General features: G+C 37.7%; 12 protein-coding genes and 1 pseudogene. 10 read left to right on the top strand and 3 right to left on the bottom strand.

From position 1 onward, the window contains the following. The first annotated feature begins 4 nt into the window (after positions 1-4). The 3 genes from AAGS61_RS07655 to AAGS61_RS07645 all read left to right on the top strand — a co-directional run bounded on the left by AAGS61_RS07655 (position 5) and on the right by AAGS61_RS07645 (position 2357). Positions 5-520: an RNA polymerase sigma factor gene (locus tag AAGS61_RS07655; protein ID WP_391369649.1), complete on the top strand. Its 516-nt coding sequence runs from the start codon at positions 5-7 to the stop codon at positions 518-520. After that, complete coding sequence (locus tag AAGS61_RS07650) at positions 510-1130, top strand: zf-HC2 domain-containing protein (protein ID WP_391369647.1); 621 nt, start codon at positions 510-512, stop codon at positions 1128-1130. The genes AAGS61_RS07655 and AAGS61_RS07650 overlap by 11 nt, the downstream gene beginning before the upstream one ends. A gap of 303 nt (positions 1131-1433) precedes the next feature. Next, positions 1434-2357: an alpha/beta hydrolase gene (locus AAGS61_RS07645; RefSeq protein ID WP_391370346.1), complete on the top strand. Its 924-nt coding sequence runs from the start codon at positions 1434-1436 to the stop codon at positions 2355-2357. A gap of 108 nt (positions 2358-2465) precedes the next feature. On the opposite strand, the gene AAGS61_RS07640 is transcribed toward AAGS61_RS07645, so the two are convergent. Then, positions 2466-2846 (bottom strand): hypothetical protein, encoded by a 381-nt coding sequence (locus tag AAGS61_RS07640; RefSeq protein ID WP_391369644.1) that lies wholly within the window; start codon positions 2844-2846, stop codon positions 2466-2468. A 146-nt stretch (positions 2847-2992) separates the two neighbouring features. On the opposite strand from AAGS61_RS07640, the gene AAGS61_RS07635 reads away from it, so the two are divergent. Beyond that, entirely contained in the window at positions 2993-3886 is an 894-nt protein-coding gene (locus AAGS61_RS07635; RefSeq protein ID WP_391369642.1) for a DMT family transporter, read from the top strand. A gap of 89 nt (positions 3887-3975) precedes the next feature. Here AAGS61_RS07635 and AAGS61_RS07630 read toward each other — a convergent pair whose 3' ends face one another. After that, positions 3976-4863 carry an EamA family transporter gene (locus AAGS61_RS07630; RefSeq protein WP_391369640.1) on the bottom strand — a complete coding sequence of 296 codons (888 nt, stop codon included), beginning with the start codon at positions 4861-4863 and terminating at the stop codon, positions 3976-3978. A gap of 188 nt (positions 4864-5051) precedes the next feature. Here AAGS61_RS07630 and AAGS61_RS07625 point away from each other — a divergent pair, with 188 nt between their 5' ends. The 4 genes from AAGS61_RS07625 (at position 5052) to AAGS61_RS07610 (ending at position 10877) form a co-directional block, all read left to right on the top strand. Continuing rightward, positions 5052-7226 carry a bifunctional diguanylate cyclase/phosphodiesterase gene (locus AAGS61_RS07625; protein ID WP_391369637.1) on the top strand — a complete coding sequence of 725 codons (2175 nt, stop codon included), beginning with the start codon at positions 5052-5054 and terminating at the stop codon, positions 7224-7226. 596 nt (positions 7227-7822) lie between these two features. After that, positions 7823-8551 carry an N-acetylmuramoyl-L-alanine amidase gene (locus AAGS61_RS07620; protein ID WP_391369635.1) on the top strand — a complete coding sequence of 243 codons (729 nt, stop codon included), beginning with the start codon at positions 7823-7825 and terminating at the stop codon, positions 8549-8551. A 195-nt stretch (positions 8552-8746) separates the two neighbouring features. Further along, the gene (locus tag AAGS61_RS07615) at positions 8747-9643 is read left to right on the top strand and encodes an ABC transporter ATP-binding protein (RefSeq protein ID WP_391369632.1); all 897 of its coding nucleotides are present in this window, start codon (positions 8747-8749) and stop codon (positions 9641-9643) included. Next, a complete protein-coding gene (locus AAGS61_RS07610; RefSeq protein ID WP_391369630.1) occupies positions 9636-10877 on the top strand; it encodes an ABC transporter permease in 1242 nt (413 codons plus the stop codon). Before AAGS61_RS07615 ends, AAGS61_RS07610 begins: the two co-directional genes overlap by 8 nt. Positions 10878-11194: 317 nt before the next feature. On the opposite strand, the pseudogene AAGS61_RS07605 reads toward AAGS61_RS07610, so the two are convergent. After that, a pseudogene (locus AAGS61_RS07605) lies at positions 11195-11359 on the bottom strand (transposase); the annotation flags it as partial. An 81-nt stretch (positions 11360-11440) separates the two neighbouring features. Between AAGS61_RS07605 and AAGS61_RS07600 the strand changes: the two are divergent. Both AAGS61_RS07600 and AAGS61_RS07595 read left to right on the top strand, forming a co-directional pair. Next, positions 11441-13195: an ABC transporter transmembrane domain-containing protein gene (locus AAGS61_RS07600; RefSeq protein WP_391369627.1), complete on the top strand. Its 1755-nt coding sequence runs from the start codon at positions 11441-11443 to the stop codon at positions 13193-13195. Next, positions 13192-14952: an ABC transporter ATP-binding protein gene (locus tag AAGS61_RS07595; protein ID WP_391369624.1), complete on the top strand. Its 1761-nt coding sequence runs from the start codon at positions 13192-13194 to the stop codon at positions 14950-14952. The genes AAGS61_RS07600 and AAGS61_RS07595 overlap by 4 nt, the downstream gene beginning before the upstream one ends. Positions 14953-15071: the final 119 nt, after the last annotated feature.

The following is a 15071-nucleotide window of genomic DNA, read 5'->3' as shown; positions in this document are numbered from 1 at the left end:
AAAGGTGGAGGATTTAAGTGAAGTGTATAAATCCTATGCAAATGAAGTAAAGCGTTTTCTTATTTGTTTAACTTATAATGTAGATTTGGCCGAGGAATTGACCCAAGAGACCTTTTATCAGGCAGTAAAATCGATTCATCGTTATAACGGGGAATGTAAAATGTCTGTTTGGTTATGTCAAATTGCAAAGCATACGTACTATAACTACTTAAAAAAGGAAAGCCGCTATCAAGCCACGAGTATAGAAAATATGATGCAAATGGGAGAGGATATAATGTCTACGGTTGATTTACCGGATGTTGAGCTCGCTAGGAGAGATAATCTTATTTCCTTACATAAAGAAATCCATTTGTTACATGAGCCTTATCGTGAAATTTTTTTACTAAGAGCTTCTATTAATCTGAGCTTTAAAGAAATTGGAGAAATATTCTATAAAAGTGAGAACTGGGCAAGAGTAACGTATTACCGGGCCAAATTAAAATTAGCAGAAAGGGTACAAGGTGATGATTATGAACTGTAATATTGTAAAAGATTTATTGCCATCTTATGTAGATGATCTTTGCAGTGAAGAGACACGTATAGTTGTGGAAGAACATGTAGCGCATTGTGAACAATGTGGGCGCTATTTAAAAATGATGGAGCAGCCAACGAATACGATTCAACTGGTGTCAGAAGAAGTCATCGTGGCTAAAGCCCCTTTTAAACAGATTATTAAAAATCGACGTATTCAAGTATTTGTAGCCATTGCGCTTACCTTTATCATGACCGTTATAGGGGGCTTCGTCATTCAAGAAGTTGGTGCTGTTAACCAAATATTCTTTCCAAAAGAAAGAGCTTTTGCAAAGGTGATGGATGACACGGAACAATGGGAAACTTTAAAGTTTGGGGAATTGGGCGACGAAGATTCCTTTATGTTTGATAGTGTTTTTTGGGATAAGGAACTAGTTAATGGTATTAGTAATGAAAGTGATATTTTATTACGAGTGAAGGATAAAAATGGTCATATACTGTTTGGTCCAGTTCAAGTGCCGGCTGGCAAAAGTGTGAAATTAGAAGGATTAAAAAGAAATGAGCCATATTTCTTTGAAATCCAAGCATCACGAGGAAGATATTTTATTAGTGTAATATGAAGAAAGTAAATCATCCTGAAAAAAATTAGGCTATTTCAAATAGTGAAGTTACAAAAAATTAGTTGAGGTCATGCTCGGGAAAAGCGTCCACAGGAATGGAAATCAGTGTCCTCAAACAAAAAGCGAGTACGTGTACAAAAATTCGTTCACATACTCGCTACTGTTATTTAATAGATTTTTTCATTGTCCTCCAGTTAGACGGAGGATTTTTTATTTGCATTCAAGAGCGTATTGCTATATCATAAAGTGTATTAAGTTTATCGGAATTAAAGGTATTATAAATGAGTAAAGGTTGTGACATGGATGACATATGTAAAAGAAAAAGTAAAAAAGTACTTAATAAATTTTAATCGATTGCCTTCATTAACGACAATGACGCCGCAAAGAGCGAGAGCATTGCGAGCAGCATTGCCACCAGCTACTGTGAAAACAGGTACGGTAGCGACGATTGACAATCGAACAATGACAGCAAGAGACGGTGCAAGCATTCCAATCCGTATTTATACACCAAAAGGGGATGGACCTTTCCCGATTATGATTTATTATCACGGTGGCGGTTGGGTACTAAACGACTTAAGTACATGTCATGCAAGCTGTACATTACTTGCAGAGAAGACAAAGTCCGTTGTTGTATCTGTGGAGTATCGCCTAGCTCCTGAGTTTAAATTTCCGATTCCGCTACATGATGCATATGATGCGTTCACGTGGGTAAAAAGTGAGGTAGCACAACTACATGGAAATGGTGTTATTACAGTAGCAGGAGATAGCGCGGGAGGCAATTTAGCTACGTGTGTAGCACTATTAGCGAAAGAACAACATCTAAACATTGATGCACAAATTTTACTGTATCCCGTGACGGATTTGTCTTATAAAAGTGACTCATATGAAGCCTATGCAACAGGGTTTGGATTGGACCGTGATGTAATGAAATGGTTTGGTCATTATTATATTCGAACAGAAGCAGATGCTAAAAATCCGCTGATCGCACCGCTTCATGGACAGTTAGCAGGCTTACCCCCAACATTTCTGTTAGTGGCAGAAAACGATGTATTACGTGATGAAGGATTGCTTTATGGTAAAAAATTAGCGCAATCGGGTGTAGTAGTCCAACAGTCTATTGCATCTGGACTTGTTCATAGCTTTTTTACTAAAAATGATGTATTTGAAGAAGAAATTGATGGAACGATTGAAGAAATCGTAAGCTTTTTAGAAACGTATGTTTATTAATGGCGTGTTAAGATTATGAACTATCTGTAGCATTTCTGAAAGGATAAAAAATGCAATTCGACTTCGATTCGAATTGCATTTTTCTGTTAGTAATTTTATGCAGATGGATCATTCTTTCTCATAAAAATAATCATGGAGCGGTAGAGAAAAGCCGATACTGCCAAGTGTACCTCCTAGCCATTTCGGTACAAAATCGGATAGTTCAACGTTTGTTAAATAAATCCCTTCTCGTAATAAGACCTTTTTAACAGCAGTGATAAATTCATGTAATGTAAAGGACTCTCCAAGGTTCAGTTTTTCCTCGTAATCTTTTGTTAATTGTTGGAGTAAGTAAAAGGTATGTTCGTCCATATTCGTTGAAATGACATATTGGTATATGGCATATTTTTGATGGTTAGCTGCTAAGTTTTGTAAAAGTTGAATTTGAAAATCTTGACGTGCAATTTGTTTTTCAAGTGCTTGTAGTCGTTCTTCGATCGTTCTATACATATATTCACCTCACTTTAATTTTTTAGTTAACGCACATCGGTTATGTTCTATTATATCAAAAAGGTGCTATATTTTATCCGAAATAGATGCTAGACTATGTCGAGTATAGAAATTTGAGTAATGGTTCGAGATATTGAGGTGTTTTTATGGACCGAATAAAAGGAATTTTAATGATTATTATAGGATCGATATCCTGGGGAGCAACAGGTCCGATCATGGAATGGTTGTTATCTACAACAGAAATAACCCCTTCGTTTATGCTTGCTGTTCGTTTAATTATTGCAGGTACACTGTTATTAGCCTTTTTACATGTAAAGGGTACAAATGTCTTTGCTATTTGGAGACAAGCAACATGGCGTAACCAGTTATTTATTTTTAGTATGGTCGGCATGCTAGGGCTACAGTTTACATTTGTAAAAACGATTGAAGAAAGCAATGCAATTGTGGCTACATTATTACAGTTTTTAGCGCCTATTTTTATTATACTCTATGTGTCGATTACGCATAAAAAATGGCCACCAAAAGCACAAGTGATCGGCATTATCGGTACATTATGTGGCCTCTTTTTGCTGCTGACGAATGGCTCACTCAGTTCATTAATGGTGAGTGAAACAGCACTTATATGGGGTGTTGCAGTAGGCTTGACTTACGCATTTTATACATTATACCCAGCACGTCTGATGAAAGAGTGGGGAGTATTAGTCGTTGTGGCGTGGGGATTTGTACTGAGCGGAATGGAGCTATCTATAATAGGGAGAATTTGGGCGACAGATGAGTGGGGGTTACTCGCTAATTCAACAGTGATGTGGATGATTGCAGGGCTTGTGATTTTTGGCACCGTTGCATTCGTGTTATTTTTAAGCAGTATGAAATATATTACGGCAGTCGAAACGAGTGTGTTATCAAGCTTTGAGCCGGTAACTGCAACGATTATTTCAGTACTTTGGCTCGGTTCAGTCATGCAGATGTGGCAAGTTGTCGGCATCATGCTCATGCTTGTATTTGTTGCGTATTTATCAATTGCTGGCAAGAAGGAATAAGGTAGAAAAGGGGTGTTCTGAAAGTGTTTACTTTTTAGGACACCCTACTTTTTTTATTTTGAGAGACGCGGCAGAAAATTTTACGTACCTCACTTTCGCACCGCTAAATAAATCATCATTAAAATAATTAATCCTGTACCGAGCCATTGGAATGTGCCGAATGGTTCCCCAAGCCATAATACAGTTGCGAGTACAGCTGTTAATGGCTCGATGTTGCCAAGTAAACTCGTTTCCTTCGCTGTTAGTGTTTGCAAGCTTTCAATATAAAACCAAAATGCAAGCATTGTACCAAAAATAACGACAATAATTAAATAAAAAATTGTCTCGCCTGTCCAAGTGGATACATTTACATCCCAAACAGGATACACTAGGTTAATGGCGACAGCCCCGATTACCATTGCCCAGCCAACAATTACAAGCGAATCGTATTTCTTTAACAGGGGAATCGCATACAACGTATAAAAAGCGAGTGTAACGCCGGCTAAAAGCCCCCATACAATAGCAGGCATCGGAACAGCGAATGCAGAAACAGAACCGTTTGTTAGTAAAAAGAAGCAACCTGATAATGCAAGTGTTACTGTAACAAAATCTTTCCTACTGAACTTGGATTTCTTTGTTAGCACTAACCATACGATAATCATCACGGGTGCTAAATATTGCAATAAAGTGGCAACAGCCGCATTTCCATAATTAATACTTGCTAAATATGTATATTGAACTGCTAGCATACCGACAAGCCCGAAAATGATAAGACGAAGGGCATCAGTTTGCCAAACACGAAAGACTTGTTTGCGGTCTTTAAATATGCTTTGTGTGAGCAACAGTAAAATGCCTCCGATTAATAATCTGATCGTCACGAGCCAACCGACCCCGACTTCAAACTTTTGGAATAATTGCTGTGACATGGTTCCCCCAATTCCCCAGAAAAAGGCCCCTAAAATCACAAGGGTAAAACCTACTAATTTATTTTTTGCCATAATAACCTCTTACTATATTGATATCATATCGATTGTAGCCTAACTATAGATAAATAGAAAGGAATTGTTAAATATTCTTAAACAATTCTTAAACGATATATTTAAATGTATATTATTTATGTTAGTATAGAAAATATACAATACATACAAAAAATAGAAAATATTTTGCCGAAGAGAGGGATACATCCTTGAAAACATATAAACAAATAGTGCATGAACAGAAGTCATTGTTTTTATATGTTTTACTTACATATGTTATAGCAGGGGTAGCAATTATCTTTCGAGAACCGCTGTATGGCATTTTTGGTGAACGTAATTATGTGACAATTCACCTAATCATTGAAATATTTATTTGTTTTTTCTCTTTATCTATTGCTGTACAAATTTGGTTAATTTCTAAATATAATCCGAAAAACCGCACCATTTATATGGGTGCATTATTTTTAATGACGGGGATATTAGAAGTGAATCACGCAATCGCATATAAAGGAATGCCCTACTTTATTCAAGAAAGTGGTCCATATTTAGCTACATGGTTTTACGTTATTCCCCGTATAATGTTTCCATTAGGGTTATTGATCGTCTTTTTATTAGAAGAAAAAGAGGTTTCAAGTAGTAGCCGATTACAATCGTATGCGCTCAGTATTCTCTTCAGTTTAGGCGTAATTGCTATGGTGTATATGCCAACTCAACTTTTACCAGTACTTGTTGATGAAAATGGGACAACCCCATTAAAAAATAATTTGCAAATGACCGCTTTAGTTTTACAAATTGCTTTAATTATTTTATTAGTAAAACGCATAAAAGTGATGCCGCGTCGAGCAATACTAATGATTGCTGCATCGCTTTATTTATTATGTAGCGATATTATGTTCGTCTCTTATAAGGATGTATATGATATTTATAATTTTACAGGACATATTTTCCAACTTTTAGCGTATTTGCTCTTGTTTAAAGCGATTTATTATTTAACGGTTGAACAACCATTTAATAAATTAATAGAAGCAAATACATCGTTAGAACAGTCAGAGCAGAAGATTAAACAGCTAGCGTATTACGATGAAATAACAACACTACCAAACGAACGGTATTTAATGGAATATTTATCAAAGAATTTAAAGCGAGAGGAGTCTCATAAAGCGCTTGTTGTTTTTGGAATAGGAAGATATTACAGTATCAAAAATTCGCTCGGTACGAAATATACCGATAAGATGCTCGTTATGATTACAGAGCGATTACAAAAGTTTTTACCTGCAAATTATGTATTGTGCAAGCTGGCAGAAGATCGATTCGCTATTTTTATAGAAAAACATGATGATGCTAAAAAAATTTACAACCTTTTACAGCAACTAAAAGAAATGATGGAAGAACCGCTTGCTATCGACCATTTTGCTTTAAATAGTAATATTGATATTGGGATTTCACTGTATCCAACAGATACGATCCATGAAGAAGATTTACTGCAATTTGCGAAGTTTGCCACACATGAAGCGAAAAAAAGTCTAGAACATGTAGCTTTTTATACGGAAGATATGCAAAAAGCACAGTCGGAACGCATTGTTCTAGAAAATGATTTAAAAAATGCAATTGTACGCGAGGAGCTGTTTTTAGAATATCAGCCACAATTAAATTTACGTACAGGGGAAATTCGCTCGGCAGAAGCACTTATTCGTTGGCGCCATCCAAAGAGAGGATTAATTTCACCATTTGCGTTTATTCCAATCGCTGAAGAGAGTGGTTTAATTGTTCCTATTGGTCAATGGGTGCTGGAGCGAGCTTGTCGTGAAACAGTAGCTTGGCAGCAAAAATATAAGCAGCCGATGAAAGTAGCGGTTAACTTATCGATGGGGCAACTGTATCAAGAGGATTTTGTTAATTTTGTAAGGCAAACATTACAACAAACAAAATTGAAGCCACAATATCTTCAACTAGAAATTACTGAAAGTATGACGATGAATACAAAGCAAATTATTCCTGTACTAAAAGAGCTGAAAGAACTAGGTGTTGCCATTGCTGTCGATGATTTTGGGACAGGCTATTCATCTTTGTCTTATTTAAAAGATTTCCCAATTGATTGCTTAAAAATCGATCGTAGTTTCATAGGGAATATTTTAGAAAATCCAAACGATGAAGCATTAGTGAAAATGATCTTATCGATGGCAAAGCATTTAAATTTAAAGGTCGTTGCAGAAGGAATTGAAACGGTGGAGCAACTAGACTATTTATTACATAGCGACTGCGATAAAATTCAAGGATACTTTATTAGTAAACCGATTTCGTATACAGCACTTGAAACTGATTTTACAAAAATACAACAATTTGCAACTGAACAATTATCTAAGTTGAAAGTAAAGAACTCATAATGAACAAATATCAAAACATATATTACCATTTCTGTAACCGTTGCTTTCCGCTCCGGCACTCGCTTTCCACGGGCGAGATCAAGCCTCCTCGTCGCTCATCCTTCGCTCCTGCGGGGTCTTGATTGTCTCGCTTTTCCCGTAGGAGTCTTGTGCCTCCGCTACAAGCAACTAGTGTTCAATAAAAAATGAGTTGCTAAAAAATAATGAAATATTCTCATTGATTATAGTAGAAGTTAGGCGATTATACGTACAAATAGAAAGAAAGTGATTCCTTATAGAGAAGATAAGTGTTTTTTCTAGAATATCGAGAAGTATTCACTTTTTTGTCGTAGCGCGCCATAGCCACAGGAGCCTACACAGGAGATCCAAACAGGCCGTGCCTGTTTTAGCTCCTGTGTAGGCTGTGGCAAAGCGCGGAGGCTATGATACCACTTTAGCTTAATATCTTTTATTACTCTAATAGTATTTTGAGGATGTATTTTTGCTCATTACCAGTAAAGAATTAAGATTGGCGTCTCTTGAACAAGTCAGGAGGCGTTTTTTTGTCCCGATTATTGATAGAAATTTCGATAGTAGTAAGTAAAGGAGGGAATGCAATGATTACGATTAGTCCAGGCCATTGGAAAGTAGGGTCAGGAGCGGTTGGTTTAATTGATGAGGTGACAGAAGCAAGAAAAGTGGTTGATCGGGTTGTGAAATTACTTGAACATCGAGGGATTAAGGTCCATAAAATCGTTGATAATCAATCTAAAAATCAGCGTGAAAACGTCCAGTTTTTAGTGAACTCGCACAATAAAACAGACCGACAAATCGATGTGAGCGTCCATTTTAATGCGATTAAAGGAATTGAAACACGCGCTATTGGAACAGAAGTACTGTATCAAGAGGAAGCAGTTAAGCCACTGGCGACCAATTTAAGTAAAGCAATTGCTACAGCAGCTAGTTTTGTAAACCGCGGTGCGAAAAAACGATTAGACTTAGCTTTTTTAAATAATACAAAAAAACAAGCGGTATTACTTGAAATTTGTTTTGTCAATTCTACGGTAGATGTTGCCTTATACGAAAAACACTTTGAAGCAATCTGCCATTCAATTGCGTCCACACTAGCCGAATATGTACGGCCTGCTATTCAAATGTTCTCTAGTCCGGCATTGCACAATCGTGTAGAGGCGATGTTTTATAACAACACGAAAGTGGCGCATTTACTACAAAAAGGAGTAGAAAGGGGTAGCTTCTTACCAGTGTGGCGAGAAAAACATGCACAAGGCAACTTAACACTGATGGATTTTTGTGGATTATGTGTGTTGTTAGGTGAGGAAGAGTAATAGATGGGCTAAAAAATGAAAGCATAACTTTGCGAAATAGGGATGGTGTGACGGAAGCTTGCACCGTCTTTTTTGTATTTCATACATAATCTTTAAAATGTTCATCTTGATTTTTAAAGATAAACCAATTTTTGAAACTTTATGAAAATCTTATCCGTATATAGATTGTAGGTAGAAAGAGAAGGGAGTATGGGCATGGGTTTAAAACTTGAACATGTGACGAAACGGTACAAAGATTTTACCGCTGTGCAAGATTTGAATTTTACAATCGACAAGGGTGAAATTTTTGGGCTTATCGGACAAAACGGCGCAGGCAAGACGACAACGTTCCGAATGATTTTAGATTTACAGGAAACGACGGAAGGGAAAATTACGTGGGAAGGTACCCCGATTAATAAAGTGAATCGTGATATTTTAGGGTACTTACCAGAAGAACGAGGAATTTTTCCACAAATGAAGGTGGAAGAACAATTGTACTTTTTTGGCGAGCTACGGGGGATGAAACGCGACGAGCTAAAGCGTGAAATTGATTTTTGGATTGAGCGCTTTGAGCTAGAGGAAAAGAGGAAAGATAAGGCAGAAACATTATCCAAAGGGAATCAGCAAAAGGTGCAACTCATTGCTAGCTTTATCCATAAGCCGAAATTTCTCATTTTAGATGAGCCATTTAGCGGACTGGACCCGGTCAACAAAGATTTGCTCAAAAACGCTATTCTACATCTGCGTGATCAAGGGATGACGATTTTATTTTCCAGTCATCAGATGGATAATGTTGAAGAACTTTGTGATTATTTATGTTTATTAAAGCGCGGGATATCCTTATTCTCAGGTTCATTACTCGATTTAAAGAAACAATACGGGAAAACAAAATTGACGATTCGAACGGATTTGTCTCTCCGTGATATGACGTTGCCAGGTGTGAAAGAATGTCAATATGTAAAGGATGAATATGTGCTTACATTAGAAGACGAGCGATTTGCCGAAGAGATATTTAAGGTCGTTTCAAACGGTCAATATATTGAAAAATTTAGTCTCGATTATTTATCACTCGATGAAATCTTTAAAGATCAAGTAGGTGGCACACATGTCTAAATTTAGCGTATTACTGAAGCAGCTTTATAAGCAAAAAATTAAGTCAAAAACATTTATATTTTCGACGGCCTTTTACTTATTAATCATTGTTGGTGTGACGTTTTGGCAAGATATTAAAGGCTTATTTACCGACGAAGATCGCCCAGCGGATATTGTCGCATTGTATAATCATATCGAATCAAATGTAACCGATCATTTTAATGATTCAAGTGATATCGTGTATGAAACGATTTCGCATATGCAAGCGATTGATCAATCACTTGAGGACGGGGAGTATGTAGCGGCAATTGAGCTGTCAGAAACAGAAGGCAAATTGGCTGCACAAATTTATTCGTATGACCCATTAACGTTTTCCATGCAGCAGCAGTTAACAGATAGTATTGAAACAGCCGCGCAGCTATTTTCGATTGGTCAGTTAAATTTAACGGACGAACAGGCGGCGCTTCTTCTTGATACAACACCACTGATTGGTATGACAACCGTGAATGTAGTAGAGAATGAAGGTAAATCGACAGAAGAAAAGATGGCAGGAATGCTCGGTTCCTATGCAGCAGGTATTATCATTTATATCATAGTCATTTCATTCTTATCCATTATTACGACAGATGTAGCAAGTGAGAAAGGCTCCCGCGCACTTGAAATGTTACTTGTCAGCGTCAAGCCCGAGACACATTTCCGCTCGAAAGTATTTGGTGTGTTCTTAATCGCGGTGACACAATTTACTATTATTTTGGCAGTATTATTCGGTTTATTACGCTTCACAGATGATGGTGCAAAATGGGATATGGTGACAAGTTTTCTAGGTGAACTATCAGTTTCTTATTATATTTTTGTTATCCTCTTCTTAGTGTTAACTATTTTACTGTATTTAATTATTGGGGCATTATTCGGTTCACTTGTTTCCAAAGTAGAAGAAGGGAATCAAGTGATGATGCCAGCGATGATTGTCATTATCCTTGCGTTCTATGTCATGATCGCGGGTATGAATAATCCTGATACAATGCTCATTAAAGTATTCTCGTATATTCCGTTTACAGCAGGAATGGTGATGCCAATGCGCATTGGTGGGACCGATATGGGCATGATGGAACCAATTATTTCATTGGCCATATTAGGGTTGACAGTGGCTGCTGTTTACTTCCTCAGTCTATCATTCTATAAACGAAGCGTATTAACATACTCAACAGGCGGCGTCATCCAAAAAATTAAAACTGTATTTAAAGTGACAACATAATTCGATTCCCTCTGAGTGTTTACTAGTAGGTACTGAAAAACTTAAGTTTTTTAATGACGGATTGGTTTTTCAAATAAAAATAAGGCCCTTTCTGTCCAAGTGAACGGAAAGGGCCTTATTTCCTTATCTATTTCTTACTCTTTTTCATTTAAAAGCTTTAGAATTCGCTTCAGATGGACGGCAAATATGGTCGTAACCCATTGCCTCTTTTATTTCCATGCTAAATAAACTTAGAGATTTGGCCGTATTGTGTACCCATGCGGATTTTTCATTTTACTATGCTTCGCTTCAATGTTATAGCGCCTTTTTCCCAAGTTTTTTGAACGTTCGACAATATCACTATCTGACATGTTAAAAAGAGCTTTTAGTAGTAAATATTTAAACATACGAATTAGTGGAATCGTATTGCGACCATTATCTAAACAATATTTTGTTTTCAGTTCTTCTAGGTTAAATGCAAAATCAACGAGATTTTTTATTTCAATAATCGAAACACTCCGCTAAAAACCATTCTAATTTTTCTGAAAATTTGGTAAAATAAACGAATCTGATGGAGGGATTTCATGAAAATATTTATCAAGCTAGGGTGGTTTTTTAAGGAGCGAAAGCAAGAATATATACTAGGTATCTCAATGCTTGTGCTAGTGGCATTATTACAACTCATCCCGCCAAAAGTAATTGGTATGACGTTGGATGAAATAGGGGCAGGGACATTGACTGCCACATCCCTATTCAAATGGCTTACTATCATTGTTAGTGTGGCGATTACGATGTATATTTTAAGATACTACTGGCGGAAGAAGATTTTTGGTTCTTCTAATTATTTAGCAAAAGCGTTGCGGGAAAAGTTATTTCGTCATTTGACAAAAATGAGCCCGTCATTTTATCAACAACGTCGGATCGGCGATTTAATGGCACATGCGACAAATGATATTGCGGCTGTACAACAAACGGCTGGTGGTGGGGTGTTAACACTTTTTGACTCTGTGACAACAGGTGGCTTTGTCATTTTAGCGATGGCATTTACGATTGATTGGCGCCTTACAGTAATTGCCCTCCTACCGATGCCGTTAATGGCTTTATCTACAAGTTATTATGGCAAGCTATTGCACCAACGATTCCGTACTGCACAACAAGCATTTTCCGACTTAAATGATAAAACACAGGAGTCCATATCTGGTGTGAAGGTCATTAAATCCTTTGGTTATCAATCGGCAGATATTGAAGATTTCCGTCGATTATCCAGTGAGGTTGTAGAGAAAAATGTGCGCGTTGCGAAAATCGATGCTTTATTCGACCCAACGATTAGTTTAGTTGTAGCGATTAGTTATTTTTTAAGTATAGCGTTTGGAGCTAAGTTTATCGTAGAAGAAGCAATGACGGTCGGTGATTTAGTGGCATTCACGACGTATTTAGGTCTCCTCATTTGGCCGATGTTAGCTGTTGGGATGCTCTTTAATATTGTAGAACGCGGAAGTGCATCCTATGACCGCATTGAATCATTACTTCATGTTCCAGTAGAGATGGAGGATATGGATGGTGCGATCAATCAGGTGCCAAGTGGTGCAATCACCTTTAACGTTCGTTCATTTACATTTCCAGGAGACGCTCATCCAACAGTAAAGAATATTTTCTTTGAGCTAAAAGAAGGTGAAACATTAGGCATTGTCGGTAAAACAGGGGCAGGAAAAACTACTATTTTAAAGTTACTTCTCCGACAATTTGACCAATATGAAGGTGAAATTACGTACGGCGGTATAGCGATCGAAAATTACAAGAAAGAAAGACTTCGAGAAGCGATTGGCTATGTGCCGCAAGATCATTTTCTCTTCTCTACAAGTGTATTTCACAATATCGCGTTTTCGAATGAACAGGCATCATATAAACAAGTAGAGCAAGCAGCTAAGTTAGCGCATATTCATGAAGACATTTTGCGCTTCTCTAAAGGGTATGACACTGTTGTAGGCGAGCGTGGAGTAGCGCTTTCTGGTGGACAAAAGCAACGGATTTCCATCGCACGTGCGTTACTGATGCAACCAAACTTGCTAATTTTAGATGACTCCTTATCAGCTGTTGATGCGAAAACAGAGGAAGCTATTCTTCAGTCATTAAAAGAGGAACGCACTAATGCAACAACAATTATTACTTCGCATCGTTTAAGTGCTATTTCGCATGCACAGCTCATTTTGTTTATGGAAAGTGGAACGGTTATAGAAAAAGGGACACATGATGAGCTGATGGCATTAAAGGGGCGGTATTATGAAATGTATGAGCTGCAACAACTAGAGCAATTAGTGGAACGAGGTGGGTCAGCATGAGTAAGCAGACGATTAGTCGCAAGGAGCAAACCGTGATTTTAAAGCGTCTCTTTACATACTTACACCCACATAAAAAGGCGCTTACGTTTGCGCTTGTTGTGTTAGTACTGTCGGTCACTGGGGAAGTTATTACACCATATTTAATTAAAATATTTATCGATCATCATATTATACCTCGTTATTTTGAAACGGGACCGCTTATTTTATTAGCGAGCGCTTTTATTGGGATCGAGGTATTAAATGTTATATTCCGCTATTATCAACACTATAAATTTCAAGTCATTGCCTTAAAGGTCGTTCAGCAACTAAGAATCGATGTATTTAGTAAAATACACCGACTCGGGATGCGGTATTTTGACAAAGTGCCAGCAGGAGCAATCGTTTCGCGCGCAACAAATGATACAGAAGCAATTAAAGATTTATTTGTGAATGTGTTAATCAGCGTCATTCAAGCCGCTTTTTTAATTGTTGGTGTATACGTAGCGATGTTTTTATTAAATCCTGTACTTGCGTTATATGTGCTGATGGTTTTACCAATCATTGTGTACATTATTTATGTCTATCGGAAGTTAAGCGCCGTTGTGTATATGGCAATGCGTGAAAAGCTAAGTGAGCTCAATGCGAAATTATCTGAGTCATTATCAGGGATGAGCATTGTGCAGACATTTCGTCAAGAGGGGCGTTTACACGAGGAGTTTGATACGATTAATGAAGCGCACTATGATGCGATGATGCGGAATACAAAGTTGAATAGCCTATTGCTTCGTCCAATTATCGACCTTGTCTACTTTGCGGCGATTATCGTGTTACTTATGTATTTTGGCATGGCTTCATTTCATACAGCTGTGGAAGTGGGCGTAGTGTATGTGTTTGTTACATATATTAGCCGCTTCTTTGAGCCCATTAATCAGATGATGGAGCAACTTGCCATCTTCCAGCAAGCGGTTGTAGCAGCAAAGCGTGTATTTGAAATATTAGATGAAACAGACGAGGAGCCGAAGCAATATCCGGTTGAAGCGGAAATTACGGATGGTCGGATTGAGTTTTGTAATGTTACGTTTAGTTATGATGGCAAGACAGATGTACTAAAAAATATTTCGTTTACAGTATGTCCTGGTGAAACAGTCGCACTTGTAGGACATACGGGCTCGGGGAAAAGCTCGATTATCAATTTATTGATGCGCTTTTATGAATTTGAGCAGGGGAACATTTTTATTGATGGGGTGTCGATTAAACAATATAGTCAGCAGGAAATACGTCACAAGCTTGGTCTCGTGCTGCAAGATCCGTTTTTATTTTACGGGACAGTTGGGAGTAATATCCGCTTGTATGGCGATATGTCTGATGCGGAAGTAGAAAAGGCAGCGAAATTTGTGCAAGAGGATTTTATTGAGGAGTTGCCAGAGAAGTTAAACGAGCATGTCACAGAGCGTGGTTCCACGTATTCAAGTGGGGAGCGTCAATTAATAGCTTTTGCACGAACGATCGCCACAAATCCAAAAATTCTTGTGTTGGATGAAGCGACAGCATCAATTGATACAGAAACAGAAGTAGCGATTCAGGCGTCACTCGATAAAATGCGTAAAGGGCGCACAACCATTGCGATTGCGCATCGTTTATCAACGATTCAAGAGGCAGAGCAAATTTTAGTGTTACATCAAGGGGAAATTATCGAGCGCGGCACACATCAGGAGTTGCTCGCGCAAAAAGGGCTGTATCATAAACTGTATTTATTACAAAATGGTATAGTAGAATGAGCGGAAGCTGGTTAAATAAATGATTTAGCCGGCTTTTTATGTATGGTTGGAAAATACCGTATCCTTTTAGTGCAACAATCGAGCAGCCCTAAAAGTCGATAGTGACTGACTTTTAGGGC

The sequence above is a fragment of the Lysinibacillus sp. KU-BSD001 genome, from assembly GCF_042920265.1.
GTDB lineage: Bacteria > Bacillota > Bacilli > Bacillales_A > Planococcaceae > Lysinibacillus_B.
This window is presented reverse-complemented; position numbering and strand designations above follow the sequence as displayed.

What these genes read in the sequence shown, in the direction of transcription:
- AAGS61_RS07640 (WP_391369644.1), bottom strand. Translation starts at nt 2,846, where the DNA reads ATGTATAGAACGATCGAAGAACGACTACAAGCACTTGAAAAACAAATT.
- AAGS61_RS07630 (WP_391369640.1), bottom strand. Translation starts at nt 4,863, where the DNA reads ATGGCAAAAAATAAATTAGTAGGTTTTACCCTTGTGATTTTAGGGGCC.
- AAGS61_RS07620 (WP_391369635.1), top strand. Translation starts at nt 7,823, where the DNA reads ATGATTACGATTAGTCCAGGCCATTGGAAAGTAGGGTCAGGAGCGGTT.
- AAGS61_RS07635 (WP_391369642.1), top strand. Translation starts at nt 2,993, where the DNA reads ATGGACCGAATAAAAGGAATTTTAATGATTATTATAGGATCGATATCC.
- AAGS61_RS07645 (WP_391370346.1), top strand. Translation starts at nt 1,434, where the DNA reads ATGACATATGTAAAAGAAAAAGTAAAAAAGTACTTAATAAATTTTAAT.
- AAGS61_RS07595 (WP_391369624.1), top strand. Translation starts at nt 13,192, where the DNA reads ATGAGTAAGCAGACGATTAGTCGCAAGGAGCAAACCGTGATTTTAAAG.
- AAGS61_RS07650 (WP_391369647.1), top strand. Translation starts at nt 510, where the DNA reads ATGAACTGTAATATTGTAAAAGATTTATTGCCATCTTATGTAGATGAT.
- AAGS61_RS07615 (WP_391369632.1), top strand. Translation starts at nt 8,747, where the DNA reads ATGGGTTTAAAACTTGAACATGTGACGAAACGGTACAAAGATTTTACC.
- AAGS61_RS07610 (WP_391369630.1), top strand. Translation starts at nt 9,636, where the DNA reads ATGTCTAAATTTAGCGTATTACTGAAGCAGCTTTATAAGCAAAAAATT.
- AAGS61_RS07600 (WP_391369627.1), top strand. Translation starts at nt 11,441, where the DNA reads ATGAAAATATTTATCAAGCTAGGGTGGTTTTTTAAGGAGCGAAAGCAA.